Here is a 15,040-nt window from a genome sequence, read left to right on the forward strand (position 1 = left end):
GGTGACTGTGCCGCACACGCTCCTCGCCTTCCACGCGCACCCCGACGACGAGGCCCTGCTGACCTCGGGGACGATGGCGCGCGCCGCAGCGGAGGGCCACCGGGTCGTCGTCGTCGTCGCGACCGACGGCGAGCTCGGCCTGGCCTCCACCGACTTCACCGGTGACGGGACGCTCGCCGCCACCCGGATGGACGAGCTGCGCGCGAGCGCGCGCGCCCTCGGCGTCGCCCGCGTCGAGCACCTGGGCTACGCCGACAGCGGCCTCGGCCCCGACGTGGCGCCCGACCCGCCGGGCACGACGCGCTTCGTGCGCGCGGACGTCGAGGAGGCGGCCGAGCGCCTGGCCGCGATCCTCCGCGAGGAGCGAGTGGACCTTCTCCTCCACTACGAGCCCAACGGCGGCTACGGGCACCCCGACCACAAGCAGGTCCACGTCGTCGGGAGCCGCGCCGCAGAGCTCGCCGGCACGCCCAAGGTCCTCGAGGCGACGGTCCCGCGCGACACCATCTGCCGGGCCATCGACCTGGCCGCGAAGGTCTACCGCTTCCCGCCCGAGTTCGACCGGTCGAGCTTCGACCGCGCCTTCTCGGCGCGCAGCGAGATCACCCACCGGATCAGCGTGCGTCGCCACATCGCGGCCAAGCGCGCCTCGATGCGCGCCCACGCCTCGCAGGCCAGCGCCGACGGCGGCGCCGACCGGACCCTGGCGGCCTTCCTGCGGATCCCCCGCCCGCTCTACGACCTCGTCTTCGGTCGGGAGTGGTTCGTCGACCGCTCGTTGCCGCCGGGGGCCGCGGTCCGTCGCGACGTCTTCGACGGGCTCGCCTGACGCAGGTTGTGGCCTCTCGACGGTGGCCCACCGGCAGGTTGTGGCCTCGCGACGGTGGCCCGCCGGCAAGTTGTGGCCTCGCGACGGTGGCCCGCCGGCAGATTGCGGCCTCTCGACGGTGGCCCACCGGCAGATTGTGGCCTCTCGACGGTTGTGACGCGGGTCCCCAACGACGTCCACGCACTCGCGGGCGGCGGATCATGGAGGTGTGACCTGGTGGCGCGGCCGCTCCCCGGCGTTCTTCTTCGTCGCGTCCGCCGTCCTGCTGACCGGCGGCGCGCTCGCCGCCCTGTCGGGCCGGGACGACCTGTCCCGCACCCTGTGGGTCGCTGCGACGGTGCTGGGCCTCGCGCTCTCGCTCCTCTGGACGGTGCGGTCCGTCGTCGAGCGTCGCGCCACGGTCGACGTCATCGCCGTCCTGGCACTGGCGGGGGCGCTGTGGGTCGGCGAGGAGTTCGCCGGCGCCATGGTCACCCTGATGCTCGCGAGCGGTCGCCTGCTCGAGGCGCGGGCTGCGGCACGGGCGGACCGCGAGCTGCGGCTGCTCGTCGAGCGCACGCCACGGACGGCCCGACGGCGCACCGGCGGCCGGGTGGACGGCATACCGGTGGAGGAGGTGGCCCCGCGTGACGTGCTCGTCGTCGGCACGGGCGAGGTCGTGCCGGTCGACGGCCGGCTGCTCGCGGCCGGCACGTTCGACGAGTCGGCCCTGACGGGCGAGCCGATGCCCGTCGAGCGCCCGAACGGCGACGACGTCCGCAGCGGGGTCGTCAACGTCGGGCCGCCGGTCGACGTCGTGGCCACCTCCTCGGCGTCGGAGTCGACCTATGCCAACGTCGTCCGGCTCGTCGAGCAGGCACAGGCGACGTCGGCCCCGTTCGTCCGGACGGCCGACCGCTTCGCAGCGCTCTTCGTCCCGCTGACGCTGGGGCTCGCCGGCGCCGCCTGGGCCCTGACCGGGTCGCCGCTGCGGGCCGTCGCCGTGCTCGTCGTCGCGACCCCGTGCCCGCTGCTGCTCGCGGCCCCGGTGGCGATCATGTCGGGCCTGTCGCGGGCGTCGCGGATCGGCGTCGTCGTCAAGGGCGGCGCGGCCCTCGAGGCCCTCGCGGCCGGCGAGGTCGTGCTCTTCGACAAGACCGGGACGCTCACCCACGGTCGGCCGGAGCTGGCGTCCGTCGTCGTCGCCCCGGGCGCCCCACCCGCAGCGGACGTGCTGCGTCTCGCTGCCTCGCTCGACCAGGTGTCACCCCACCCGCTCGCGAGCGCCCTCGTCGGGGCCGCTCGCGCCCGCAGCCTCGACCTCGTGCTCCCGACGGACGTCCACGAGGTGCACGGCTACGGCCTCGAGGGCCGCGTCGGCGACACCGGGGTCCGCCTCGGCAAGGCTCGGTGGATCGTCGGCGCCGACGACCCGGCCTGGCTGCGACAGGTGCGCCGCCGCGCCGCGCTCGACGGGTGCCTCACGGTCTTCGTCGCCGTCGACGGCGCGCCGGCCGGCGCGTTCCTGCTCGAGGACCCCGTGCGCGCGGACGCGCCACGCATGGTGTCGGCGCTGCGCGAGGTCGGGATCCGCCGGACCGTCCTGCTCACCGGTGACCGTGCCGACATCGCCGAGACGGTCGGCCGGATCGTCGGCGTCTACGCCGTCCTCGCCGACCGCGACCCCGCCGACAAGCTCGCCGCGATCCGCGACGAGTCGGCGGCAGCGCACACCATCATGGTCGGCGACGGCGTCAACGACGCTCCTGCCCTCGCGGCCGCCGGGGTCGGGGTCGCCCTGGCCGCGCGAGGTGCAACGGCGTCGTCCGAGGCGGCCGACGTCGTGCTCACGGTCGACCGGGTGGACGCCGTCGCCGACGCGATCCTCATCGCCCGTCGCTCCCGTCGCGTCGCGCTCGAGGCGGTCGTCGTCGGGATGGGCCTCTCCCTCGTGGCGATGGTCGCTGCTGCGGCCGGGCTGCTGCCACCGGCGGCGGGCGCCGTGCTGCAGGAGGGCATCGACGTGCTCGCGATCGGCATCGCCCTGCGTGCCCTGCTCCCGACCCGGCTGCACACCATCCCCATGTCCGCCGAGGACGTCGCCACGGCCCGTCGCCTGCGCGAGGGGCACGACGTCGCCATCGCCGCCGTCGAGCAGGTCCGTGCCGTCGCCGACGGGCTGCACACCCGCGACTGCGACCTCGCTCCCGTCCGAGCGCTCCTCGCCCGGCTCGAGGTCGAGCTCCTCCCCCACGAGCGTGCCGACGAGGCCGAGCTCATGCCCCTCGTCGCCCGGGCGCTCGGCGGGCCGGCCACGACGACCATGCGCCGGACCCATGCCGAGATCGAGCAGCAGGTCTCGCGGCTGCGTCGCCTGCTCGACGGGATCGAGCCCGGCTCCGTCGCGCCCGAGGACGTCACCGAGCTGCGCCGGCTGCTCTACGGCCTCTACGCCGTGTGCCGACTGCACAACAGCCAGGAGGAGGAGGGCGCCTTCGCGCTCGTCCCAGCCGGCCCCCTCGTGACCACACCCACCCGACGCGGCGGTCGCCACCGTGCCCCCGGCTGACCGGGCGGGCGCCCTGAGCCGACGGACGGCGTATGCCGTGTGCTCCGGGACGACCGTCGGCCCCGGACCCCGCACCGACGCCATACTGTTCGTGCCGCACTGGGCGGCAGCACCACCGGAGCGGAGGCTCGGATGACGGCGGGACTGGAGCACACGTGGGTGGCCCACTACGCCAAGGGAGTCCCGGCCGAGATCGACCCACCCGACTCCTCGCTCGTCGACCTGCTGGCGGAGGCCGTGGCGACCTACGGCGACCGTCCGGCGCTCGAGTTCTTCGGCGCCGAGATGGCCTACGCCGAGCTCGGGCGGCGGGTCGACCTCGCGGCCGAGGGCCTTCGGCGGCTCGGGGTGCGGGCAGGCGACCGGGTGGCGCTCGCGCTGCCGAACTGCCCCGAGCACATCGTCGCGTTCTACGCGGTGCTCCGGCTCGGTGCCGTCGTCGTCGAGCACAACCCGCTCTACACCCCGACCGAGATGGCCCACCAGTTCGGCGACCACGGTGCGTCGGTCGCGATCGCCTGGGACCGCATGGCCACGGCCGTCACCGCACTGGCCGGCGTCGAGCACGTCGTCGCCGTCGACATCACCGCGTCGATGCCCTGGACGAAGCGCGTCGCCCTGCGGCTGCCGGTCGCCCGGGCCCGGGCGCTGCGTGCGCAGCTCACGGGACCCGCGCCGGGCACGACCCCCTGGTCCGACCTCCTCGGCCACGGCCCGCTCGACCCGTCGACCCCCGGCCCGTCCGTCGACGACCTCGCCGCGATCCAGTACACGAGCGGCACGACCGGCGTCCCCAAGGGCGCCATGCTGAGCCACCGCAACCTCATGGCCAACGCGGCGCAGGGACGTGCCTGGGTGCCCGGCCTGACGCCGGGACAGGAGGTCGTCTACGCCGTGCTGCCGATGTTCCACGCCTACGGGCTCACCCTGTGCCTGACGTTCGCGATGAGCATGGGAGCCCGGCTGGTGCTCTTCCCCCGGTTCGACGTCGACCTCGTGCTCGCGGCCGCGAAGAAGCACCCACCGACGTTCCTGCCCGCCGTGCCACCGATCTACGAGCGCCTCGCCACCGCCGCCCGGGAGCGCGGGATCGACCTGACGGCAACGCGTTTCGCGATCTCCGGTGCCATGGCGCTGCCGCGCGAGACGCTCGAGCTCTGGGAGGAGGTGACCGGCGGGCTGCTCGTGGAGGGCTACGGCCTCACCGAGACCTCACCCGTCGCGATCGGCAACCCCATCGGCAGCGACCGCCGGCCGGGCGCCGTGGGGGTGCCCTTCCCGAGCACCGACATCCGCGTCGTCGACCCCGACGACCCGACCCGGGACCGCGAGCCGGGCGAGCGCGGCGAGCTGCTCATCCGGGGCCCGCAGGTCTTCGGCGGCTACTGGGGCCGTCCCGAGGAGAGCGCTGCGGCGCTGCTCGACGGCGGATGGTTCCGCACGGGCGACATCGTCGTCGTCGACGCCGACGGCTTCGTCTCGATCGTCGACCGCATCAAGGAGATCATCATCACCGGCGGCTTCAACGTCATGCCGTCGGAGGTCGAGGCCGTGCTGCGCACCGTCCCGGGCATCACCGATGCCGCGGTCGTCGGCCTGCCGAAGCCCGACGGCAGCGAGGACGTCGTGGCGGCCGTGACGACCGAGCCGGGCGTCGAGCTCGTCCCCGAGGACGTGCGCGCCCACTGCCGGGCAGACCTCGCCGCCTACAAGGTGCCGCGCCGCGTCGTGGTCGTCGACGAGCTGCCCCGCTCACAGATCGGCAAGGTCCTGCGCAAGCAGGTGCGCGACTCGCTCATCGCGAGCTGACGCGCGGCACGTCACCGCACCGGACGGCATACGCGTGAAAAGCCTTCAGGCAGAAGGCGTCTCGAAGACGATCGCCATCGGCGTCTGCTCGGACCCCTGGCCCAGCGGGTTGTCGGCGAACATCAGCTCGTAGCGCTCCTTGGGTCCCGGCGCATCCTTGCCGAGGACGTTGCGACCGATGTCGTTGGCGTCCATGACGACCGTGCCACCGAACGACTCGCGGTACGCCTCGGGCACCCGCGCGCGGATGGCGGCGGACAGGTGCGCGGCCACGTCGTCGGGGTCCTTGGGACCGAGCTTCGCCGACACGTTGGCCGGGTAGACGGAGTACTCGGTGGGCCCGTCGATGGCGCGGATGTCGCCGCCGACGAGGTCGTAGAAGAGTCCCCGCTTCCCGAGCACCTTGCCGACGGCACCGCCCGCCGAGGCGAAGAGCACCCGTGGCAGACCGGCCTCCTCGATGGCGAGCTGCATGGTGAAGGGCGAGCCGAGGCCGATCCCGGCCGGCGTGCGCGTGACGTAGCGGCTGAGCAGCCGGGCCGGACGACCGACCTTGATGTCCCAGATGAAGTACGAGCGGCCCTGGGTGATGGCGACGACCTTCTCCGAGATGAAGAAGTACCAGCGGCCGCTCGTCGCGGCTGCGTGCTCCGGACCGGCGTCGGGGAGACCGGCGAAGAAGCGCTCGATGTAGCCGAGCGTCCTGGCCTCGAGGTCGTCCTCGCGGGCGTAGAGGTCGGTGCGCAGCGGGTAGCGACGGACCGCGGTGCCGTCTGCGGTCACGAGGTCGAGCTGCTTGCGGGCGTTCGGCTCGTAGTCGGTCTTGACGTGCTCGGCCTGCCCGGCGTCCTCCGGCTCGCGCTCGTCGAAGAACTCCTGGAGCCACAGCTCGAGGTTGAGCATCCGCCAGACCGTCATCGAGTCGATCGAGTTCGTGCCCTTGATCCAGCCCTCGAAGGCGTGCAGCACGGCCGTCTGGTCGAAGTAGGGCCGGTTCGCGAACGACTCGGAGAGGAACTCCCCGTAGATGTGGTTCTTGAGACGCATGAACCACTCCCCCTGCGGGGTCGTCGCGCCCACCTTGTCGCGGCGGTCGACGACGGAGGCGGGGAGCAGCCCGCGCATGGCGTCGCGGAGCACGCGCTTGCCGACGCCGTCCTTGACGAGCGCGTCGTCGGCCAGCCCGAAGACGAAGCGCACGAGGTCGCGGTCGACGAAGGGCATCCGCACGGCGACGCCGAAGCGGCGGGCGTTCTTGTCGGTGTAGCGCAGTCGGGCCGGCAGCGAGCCCGCGAAGACGTCGTCGACGAGGCGGGCCCGCAGGTCGGCCTTCTCGACGTCGTAGCCCTCGGCGGCGTGGGCGCGCGCGAAGTCCGCGTCGAGCAGCGAGGCCACTGGCACGTCCTTGCGACCGTGCAGCCGGTCGCCGATGAGCGGACGGCCGCGGCGGTAGAGCACGTCGAGCGAGCGCCCGAGCTCGGAAGCGGCGCTCAGCGCGCTGCGGTGGCGCAGCTCGCGCAGGTGGATCAGGTGGTGCGGACCGAAGCCCGCGAGGGTCTCGTCGCCGCCGTGGCCGTCGAGGACGACGCTGTCGCGCTCGGACGCCGCACGCAGGACGCGGTACTGCGTGTACGCACCGGTCGAGACGAGCGGCTCCTCCTGGGTGCGCACGAGGTCGCGGAGGTCCTGCTTGAACTCCGTCGGCGTCGGCTCGACGCGGTGCTCCCGCACCCGCTCGCCGAGCGCCGCGACGACGGCGTCGATGTGCTCGCGCTCGTCGTTGCGCGAGCCGGGGTAGATCGCGGACCACGTGTCCTGCACGCCGTCGGCGGCCGACCGACCCGGCTCGTGCTCGACGACGTCGAGCAGCGCCGCGATGGCGGCGGAGTCGAGGCCACCGGACAGGGCCGTGCCGACGCGGCCCGACGAGGTCGCGCGGCGCCGCACGGCCGCGGTGAGGAGCGTGCGGAACTCGGCGGCGACCGCCGGGGAGTAGGCCCGGGGAGCGCTCCCGAGGGCCGCGAGCTCCTCGCGCAGCCGCGTGTAGGGACGACGCTCCAGCCCGCCCGGCAGGTCGGCGCCGAGGGTGACGACCTCGCCCGCACCGACGCGCTCGATGCCGGCGAAGAAGGTGGACGTGCCGTCGTCGTGGACGCGGAAGCGCAGGTAGCGGTAGATCGTGCGGTCGTCGGGGCGGCGCTCGTGCAGACCGCTGTCGAGGATGCCGCGGATCTCGCTGGCGACGAGCCAGCCGTCACCGGCCCGGGCGAGGTAGAGCGGACGCACGCCGAAGTGGTCACGCGCCACCGTCATCCGCCGCGTGTCACGGTCCCAGACCGCGAGCGCGAAGGCGCCGTCGAGCCGGTCGAGGCCGTCGGTGCCCCACTCGGTGAACGCGGCGAGGACGACCTCGGCGTCGCTGCCCACGCCGAAGTCGTGCCCGAGGGTCTCGAGGTCGGCGCGCAGCTCGGCGCGGTTGTAGAGCTCGCCGTCGAGGGCGAGCGTGAAGCGCCCACCGGGGGCCACCGCGAGCCGGGCGACGCCCTCGACGCCGTCGTCCGCAGACGCCTGGGCCGGGCGTGCGTCACGCACCCCGAGACCGGCGTCGCCGTCCCGTGCGGTCGCCGCCTCGCCCGAGCCCGGATGCGTCGCGAGCAGTCGGTCGAGCAGTCGGTCGAGCTGGGCCTCGTCGGCGTGGACACCAAGGTGTCCGGCGATTCCGCACATGATCTCCACCCTAGTTGGACCCGGGCGCCGGCCCGGACCCCGCTCCGCCCACCGGACCCGCCTCGCCACGTGCCGCTCCGCCCAGAGCCTCATCCCGGCGGACCGGGCGCCCGGTGAACCGCCAACCCTCGCGTCGTCGTCCTCGCAAGGGGGTCACCTCCCCCGCCCTCGACCCTCAGGAGCACGACATGCACGCGATCTCCCGCACCGCAGCCTTCCTCGCCGGTGCCGTCATCGGCGTCTCCGCCCTCGCCGCCTCCACGAGCGCCTCGGCCGACGCCGGCGGGGTCCCGCGGAGCGACATCCTCCGCGCCCCGATCCAGGGGAGCCAGCTCGCCGACCCGCCGCTCTTCGGCCTGGTCCGGGGCGGCGCTCCCTGGGTCATCTCCGAGGGCACGGCCCGCCTGCGCGCGAACGGCGACCTCTCGGTGGAGGTCGAGGGACTCGTCATCCCGACGCGGGGCGACAACCCCCTGGCCACCCTGTCGGCCACCGTCGTGTGCAACGGCAGGGACCTGCGCATGACGTCGCCGGTGCCCTTCAGCACGTCGGGCGACGCCGTCATCGACACGCACGTGACCCTGCCGGAGCGGTGCCTGGCCCCGGTCGTCCTGCTCAACCCGCTGGGCAACGCCGGCACCTACATCGCCGCCACCGGCCGCTGACGACACCCACCACCCGCGGGGGCGTATGCCGTGTTGCCGGGCCCACGGCATACGCCATCTCTCGACGGGCCGGAGAGTCAGTCGGTGGAGGTCACTCCCACTCGATGGTGCCCGGCGGCTTGCTCGTGACGTCGAGGACGACGCGGTTGACCTCTTCGACCTCGTTGGTGATGCGCGTCGAGATCGTCGCGAGCACGTCGAAGGGCACCCGGGCCCAGTCGGCCGTCATGGCGTCCTCCGACGCGACGGGGCGCAGCACGACCGGGTGGCCATAGGTGCGGCCGTCGCCCTGGACGCCGACCGAGCGGACGTCGGCGAGGAGCACGACGGGGCACTGCCAGATGTCGCGGTCGAGGCCGGCCCTCGTCAGCTCCTCGCGGGCGATGGCGTCGGCGCGGCGCAGGATCGCGAGGCGCTCGGCGTCAACGGCTCCGATGATCCGGATGCCGAGACCCGGGCCGGGGAACGGCTGTCGCCACACGATGACCTCGGGCACGCCGAGCTCGAGACCGACCTGGCGCACCTCGTCCTTGAAGAGGGTGCGCAGCGGCTCGATGAGCGAGAACTGGAGGTCGTCGGGCAGTCCGCCGACGTTGTGGTGGCTCTTGATGTTGGCGGCTCCCTCGCCGCCCCCGGACTCGACGACGTCGGGGTAGAGCGTGCCCTGGACGAGCCACTTGACGGGGTGCTCCTCGTCGCCGCGGTCGTGGACGACGTCGCGCGCGGCCTGCTCGAAGACGCGGATGAACTGCTCGCCGATGATCTTGCGCTTCGTCTCGGGGTCGGTGACCCCGGCGAGCGCCTCGAGGAAGCGCTCACGGGCGTCGACGACGACGAGGTCGACCCCCGTCGCCTGCACGAAGTCCTCCTCGACCTGCTCGGCCTCGCCCTCGCGGAGCAGGCCGTGGTCGACGAAGACGCAGGTCAGCTGGTCACCGACCGCCTTCTGCACCAAGGCCGCCGCGACGGACGAGTCGACGCCGCCGGACAGGGCGCAGAGGACGCGGTCCTCGCCCACCTGCTCACGGATCGTCGTCACGAGGTCGTCGACGACGTGGCCGGGCGTCCAGTCGGGCGCGATGCCCGCGCCCTTCCAGAGGAAGTTCTCGAGGACCCGCTGGCCCTGCTCGGAGTGGAGCACCTCGGGGTGCCACTGGACGCCGTAGAGGCGTCGGGCGTCGTCCTCGAAGGCGGCGACGGGCGTGCCCGCGGTCGTCGCCGTGACGGCGAAGCCCTCGGGTGCCGCGCTGACGGAGTCGCCGTGCGACATCCAGACGGTCTGGCTCGGCGGCTGGCCGTCGAAGAGCGTCGACCCGACGTCACTGATGGCTGCGTGGGTCTTGCCGTACTCGCGGGCGCCGGTGCGGGCCACGGTGCCGCCGAGGGCCTGCGCCATCGACTGGAAGCCGTAGCACATGCCGAAGACGGGGACACCGGCCTCGAGCAGGGCCGGGTCGAGGCGTGGGGCGCCGTCCTCGTAGACCGAGCTCGGCCCACCGGACAGGATGATCGCGGCCGGCTCCTTGGCGAGCAGGTCGGCCACCGCCATGGAGTGGGGCACGACCTCGCTGTAGACCTGGGCCTCACGCACGCGCCGGGCGATCAGCTGGGCGTACTGGGCGCCGAAGTCGACGACGAGGACGGGGTGGCTCTGCAGGTCGGTCGGCTCGGTGGGCTCGTTCGGCTCAGCGTCGGTCACGCGCCAAGCCTATCGGCCCTGCGGGGCCTCCCCCGACGACGTCCCGTCGCCCGCGACGTAGGCCCGTGAGAGCAGCGCCTCGGTCTGGACGGTGTTGCGCCGCTCGGCGATCCACGGGACGACGGGCACGAAGCCGGCGAGGAGGTTCTTGACGATGCGGACCGGGCCCCACGCGGCCTTGAGGCCCAGGTTGGCGACGGACGCGGCATACGCCATGTAGATGATCCCGTGGATCGGGCTCCAGTACTCGGTCAGGACGTTGGTCTGGTCGAAGACGTACTTCATGACCATCTCGAGGATGAGCACGAACAAGGCGATGCCGGCGATCGTCGCGAGGACCCGGTAGATCGACAGCGCCGACCGGATCTGCTGCGGCTTGGCCAGGGTCTGGGGATACGTGCTCACGTCGTGACGCCTTCTCTCGGTGCAGCGACGGGCTCGTCCGCCTGCTGCTCTGCTCGGAACATCTTCCACCACATCCAGATCGCGAAGATCCCGAAGACCCACCACTGGACCGCGTAGGCGGCGTTGCGCAGGTTGAGGGGGGCATCGAGCGTGGGCGGCGGGACGCGGGTCAGGTCGGCAGCCGCGATCGGGCTGCCGACGGTGGGCCCGGCGGACTCGGCCGACGCCAGCACGACGACGTTGTAGAGGTCACCGGGCCACTCGTTGACGAGGGAGGCGAGATCGACCGAGCGCACCTGCGGGGCGGGCAGCGGGGCGCCGTCACGGGGCGACTCACCCGGTCCCAGCGTGCCGCTCACGGTGACGACGCCGGTCGGCGGCTCGGGCACGGACGCCGGCGTGCCGGCGACGAAACCGCGCAGCACCGGGACGGTGCCGCCCGCGGTCTCGAGCGGCGTCACGACCCACGACCCGACCCGGCCGTCCAGCCGACGGTCGACGACGAGCAGGCTGCGCTCCGCGGCATACGTCCCCGTGACGGTGACGGCGCGGTTGGAGTAGTCGCCCTTGAAGTCGCTGTGCGGCGCGGTGACCTGCTGGAGCGGCGCCCGCTCGAGCGTCGAGGCGGCGGCCACGGCGTCCTTGCGGCCGGAGTCGCGGGCCACGCCGAGCTGCCACAGGCCGAGCAGGACGCACGCGGCGACGACGACGGCGAGGGCGGCGAGCATGCCGACCCAGCGAGGGGTGAGCAGGCGCCGGAACACCTCCCAAGGGTAGGTCACCCTGCGGGCTCCGACCTGACCCGGGGCGCCGATCCGTGCCAGACTCCCGAGCCATGTCCTCGCTGCGCCGTCGCCGAGCAGGTATGCCGGGTGGCACCGTCGTCGTGCTGGCTGCCCTCGCCGTGGTGTCCCTGCTCGCCTCGTGCGGGGCCACCGACATCCCGTCTCCCCGACGCACCGTCACCGTGACCGTCGACGCCCCGGGCACCGCACCGGCCACCACGCCGGCGGCGACCTCGACCCCGCCGGGCACGGTCGAGCCGCAGGCCTCACCGAGCGGCGTCCCCACCTCTCTCTCGGCGGGCCGTCAACGGGGCGCCCCGCACTCGTACGCCGAGGCGAAGGCTCGCATCGACGCCGCGCGGCCCGCTCCACGGGTGACCGACCGCTTCGAGAGCCCGTCGGGCAACATCGTGTGCAACCTCGGCGGGTCCCCACGGCCCATGGCGGCCTGTGAGGTGGGGCAGGGCCGCATCGACCCCCCGCTCCCCTCCATCTGCCCACCCGACGGCCCGCCGGACATCGGCCGCATCGAGCTCGACGAGTCCGGCGCCTTCCCCGTCTGCAGCTCGGACTCGATCCGCGAGGGCGACGAGCCGAAGCTCGGCTACGGCTCACGGACCGGGTCGGAGGACCCCGTCGCGTGTCTCAGCGAGGAGTTCGGCGTGACGTGCGTCGACACGGCGACCCGGCACGGCTTCTTCCTCGCCCGCGACACCTTCGTCACCTTCTGACGCCCCTCCCTGGGGCGCTCCGACGGCAGGCGCCAAGGGGCACAACCGGGCGCAGACGCGGACAAACACGTGTCGACCGGACGAACGGGCCACGTCTCAATATCTCGAATTGGTAACGACGATGGCTCGAATCGGCCACATCCCCTCGCGGCGGTCTTGACTGCGAAGGTCGCGCTTCGGGGGCGAAGCGGAAGAACAGCGGCGGGCACGACATCCCACAGGAAACTCACACTTCTAGGGACGGTCCTCGTGAGGCAATCACTGCACTCCGGGCGTCGCAGGCTCATCGGCCTGCTCGCCTCGGGAGCTCTCGTCACCGGCGCCGTCGCGGCGTCTCCGGTGCAGGCGGCTCCCAGCGTCGGCAAGACCAAGGCCGACAACGCGGCATCGGGCAAGGCCCGCAACGACAACCTGCGCTCGCCACTGGCGGTCAAGCAGGACGCCCTGCGCCAGAAGGCGCTCGAGAAGCGGCTCAAGGGCGACCCCAGTGCCCAGGGCAAGGTGGCCAAGCTCGGCAAGGGACAGTACGTCCAGCTCGAGCGCGAGGGCACCGACAAGATCTTCGTGGTCATCGTCGAGTTCGGTGACCAGCAGTACCCCAACCCGATCTTCCAGGGACCGCCGCCGGACGGCAGCGCGACCGACGTGACCGGCCCGCGCCACAACGAGATCCCGGCCCCCAACCGCGCCGTCGACAACTCGACCCTGTGGCAGACCGACTACAACCGGGCGCACTACCAGGACATGTACTTCAACCGGATGGCGAAGTACTACGAGCGCCAGTCCTCCGGTCGCTACTCCGTCGAGGGCGACGTGACCGAGTGGGTCAAGGTCCCCTTCAACGAGGCGCTGTACGGCCGCAACTACTGCGGCAGCATCGTCTGCAACACGTCGACGGCGCTCGTCCGTGACGCCCTCGCGGTCTGGGTCAAGAGCCAGCTGGACGCCGGCAAGAAGATGGCCGACATCCAGGCGTACCTCAAGACCTTCGACCAGCAGGACCGCTACGACATCGACGGCGACGGCAACTTCAACGAGCCCGACGGCGTCATCGACCACTTCCAGATCGTCCACGCGGGTGGCGACGAGGCCGCGGGCGACCCCAACCAGGGCACCGACGCGATCTGGAGCCACCGCTCCTTCGCGGCCGTCCAGGGCGGCGGGCCCCTCGGCGCCGGCGTCAACGTCGGCAGCAACACCGGTCTCGTCTCGAGCGCCCTCGTGCCCAACAACCCGACGGGCATCTGGGTCGGTGACTACACGATGCAGCCGGAGAACGGCGGCCTCGGCGTCTTCGCCCACGAGTTCGGCCACGACCTCGGCCTGCCGGACCTCTACGACACCTCCGGCAACACCGGTGGCGCCGAGAACAACACGGCCTTCTGGACGCTCATGAGCTCCGGCGCCAACATCGGCGACGGCGGCCCGGACGGCATCGGTGACAACCCGACCGACCTCGGCGCCTTCGAGCTCTTCCAGCTCGGCTGGCTCCAGCCGCAGGGCAAGCAGGGACCGTTCTACGACGTCGCCTACGCCGGCAAGCGCTCCTCGCACACCATCGGCTCCAACGTGCCGGCGACGAAGCAGGCCCAGGCCCTCTTCACCGTCCTGCCCGACAAGATGGTGCCCCTTGAGCTGGGCGACCCGTTCGAGGGCTCGAAGATGTACTACAGCGGCGCCGCCGACGACCTCGACACGACGATGACGAAGTCGGTGACCCTGCCGGCCGGCACGGTCGGGCTCGCAGCCCAGGCCCGCTACAACATCGAGGAGGACTGGGACTACACCTACCTCCGGGTCTCGGCCGACAACGGCGCCACCTGGACCAACGTCGCGACGAACCTCTCGCGCACGACGGACCCCAACGGCAACAACCTCGGCCAGGGCATCACCGGCGTCAAGGCGACGTGGAGCCCCCTGACCGCGAACCTGTCCGCGTGGGCCGGCAAGACGGTGCTGCTCCAGTTCCGCTACAAGGCCGACGGCGCCCAGGTCGGGCAGCCCGGGGTGGACTTCCCGCCGCCGGGCTTCCAGGTCGACGCGATCGCGATCACGGGTCAGCCGCTCGACGGCGCCGAGACCGACACCGGCTGGACCTACTCGCCGGCTGACGGCAGTGGCTTCCGGGCCACCGAGGGCTCGGTCGAGCGCGCGTTCTTCAACGCGTACATCGCCGAGAACCGCCAGTACGACGGGTACGACACCTCGCTCAGGACCGCGTACAACTTCGGTTTCCCGGCGAAGCCGGACTGGGTCGAGAGCTACCCGTACCAGAACGGTCTGCTCATCAACTACTGGGACTCCTCCCAGAACGACAACAACGTCGGCGAACACCCCGGCTCCGGCCTGGTCCTGCCCGTCGACGCCCACCCGGAGTTCACGCACTGGGCGGACAACACGTTGATGCGCAACCGGATCCTGTCCTACGACTCGACCTTCGGGCTCGAGAGGACCGACGCCATCACGCTGCACAACCCCGCCACCGGCGTCGCCGGTACGGTCGCCTCGAAGCCGGCCCAGCCGGTCTTCGACGACACGAAGACGTGGTGGTTCAACTCCGACGCCCACGGCGCGACGGGATCGCACCCGGGCCGCTACCAGCCCGGCTGGTACAGCGTCGACGTGCCCAAGACGGGCACGACGATCCGCGTCGTCGGCAGCTCCAAGCAGGGCAACTCGCTCAACGTCCTCGTCGCCCCGAAGTGACCGGACGGCACGACCGCAACGACACGGCGACACGGACCGGAGCGATCCGGATCCGCCGCTGACGAGGGAGAGCCCCGCCGACCAGTGGTCGGCGGGGCTCTTCGCTGCACCTAGGATTGGGGTCACGACCGACTGA

Annotated in this window: 10 protein-coding genes; 6 read left to right on the forward strand and 4 right to left on the reverse strand. The window is 72.5% G+C overall.

Annotated elements, in window-relative coordinates:
• The first annotated feature begins 7 nt into the window (after positions 1 to 7).
• The 3 genes from ACSQ2D_RS15325 (at position 8) to ACSQ2D_RS15335 (ending at position 5,186) form a co-directional block, all read left to right on the forward strand.
• Positions 8 to 829, forward strand: a complete 822-nt coding sequence (locus tag ACSQ2D_RS15325) for a PIG-L deacetylase family protein (RefSeq protein WP_435986795.1) — start codon at positions 8 to 10, stop codon at positions 827 to 829.
• Between the two features lie 208 nt (positions 830 to 1,037).
• The gene (locus ACSQ2D_RS15330) at positions 1,038 to 3,377 is read left to right on the forward strand and encodes a heavy metal translocating P-type ATPase (RefSeq protein WP_435986796.1); all 2,340 of its coding nucleotides are present in this window, start codon (positions 1,038 to 1,040) and stop codon (positions 3,375 to 3,377) included.
• A 132-nt stretch (positions 3,378 to 3,509) separates the two neighbouring features.
• On the forward strand, positions 3,510 to 5,186 hold the full coding sequence (locus tag ACSQ2D_RS15335) for a long-chain-fatty-acid--CoA ligase (protein ID WP_435986797.1): 1,677 nt from the start codon (positions 3,510 to 3,512) through the stop codon (positions 5,184 to 5,186).
• A gap of 45 nt (positions 5,187 to 5,231) precedes the next feature.
• Here the strand turns inward: ACSQ2D_RS15335 and ACSQ2D_RS15340 are convergent, their stop codons facing one another.
• A complete protein-coding gene (locus ACSQ2D_RS15340; protein WP_435986798.1) occupies positions 5,232 to 7,913 on the reverse strand; it encodes an asparagine synthase-related protein in 2,682 nt (893 codons plus the stop codon).
• Positions 7,914 to 8,101: 188 nt separating this feature from the next.
• On the opposite strand from ACSQ2D_RS15340, the gene ACSQ2D_RS15345 reads away from it, so the two are divergent.
• The gene (locus ACSQ2D_RS15345; protein WP_435986799.1) at positions 8,102 to 8,578 is read left to right on the forward strand and encodes a hypothetical protein; all 477 of its coding nucleotides are present in this window, start codon (positions 8,102 to 8,104) and stop codon (positions 8,576 to 8,578) included.
• Positions 8,579 to 8,669: 91 nt separating this feature from the next.
• Here the strand turns inward: ACSQ2D_RS15345 and guaA are convergent, their stop codons facing one another.
• Genes guaA through ACSQ2D_RS15360 form a run of 3 tightly spaced genes read right to left on the reverse strand, consistent with a single transcriptional unit; the run spans position 8,670 to position 11,446 of the window.
• The gene (gene guaA / locus ACSQ2D_RS15350; RefSeq protein WP_435986800.1) at positions 8,670 to 10,277 is read right to left on the reverse strand and encodes a glutamine-hydrolyzing GMP synthase; all 1,608 of its coding nucleotides are present in this window, start codon (positions 10,275 to 10,277) and stop codon (positions 8,670 to 8,672) included.
• Positions 10,278 to 10,286: 9 nt separating this feature from the next.
• Positions 10,287 to 10,682: a DUF3817 domain-containing protein gene (locus ACSQ2D_RS15355; RefSeq protein WP_435986801.1), complete on the reverse strand. Its 396-nt coding sequence runs from the start codon at positions 10,680 to 10,682 to the stop codon at positions 10,287 to 10,289.
• Entirely contained in the window at positions 10,679 to 11,446 is a 768-nt protein-coding gene (locus ACSQ2D_RS15360) for an SURF1 family protein (protein WP_435986802.1), read from the reverse strand. The genes ACSQ2D_RS15355 and ACSQ2D_RS15360 overlap by 4 nt, the downstream gene beginning before the upstream one ends.
• A gap of 71 nt (positions 11,447 to 11,517) precedes the next feature.
• Between ACSQ2D_RS15360 and ACSQ2D_RS15365 the strand changes: the two genes are divergently transcribed.
• Together ACSQ2D_RS15365 and ACSQ2D_RS15370 are read left to right on the forward strand one after the other, a co-directional pair.
• Positions 11,518 to 12,198, forward strand: coding sequence for a hypothetical protein (locus ACSQ2D_RS15365; RefSeq protein WP_435986803.1), 681 nt, complete (start codon positions 11,518 to 11,520; stop codon positions 12,196 to 12,198).
• A 249-nt stretch (positions 12,199 to 12,447) separates the two neighbouring features.
• Positions 12,448 to 14,904 carry an immune inhibitor A domain-containing protein gene (locus ACSQ2D_RS15370; RefSeq protein WP_435986804.1) on the forward strand — a complete coding sequence of 819 codons (2,457 nt, stop codon included), beginning with the start codon at positions 12,448 to 12,450 and terminating at the stop codon, positions 14,902 to 14,904.
• The last annotated feature ends 136 nt before the right edge of the window (positions 14,905 to 15,040 follow it).

This window comes from Terrabacter sp. LjRoot27, assembly GCF_964254175.1.
Lineage (GTDB): Bacteria > Actinomycetota > Actinomycetes > Actinomycetales > Dermatophilaceae > Terrabacter.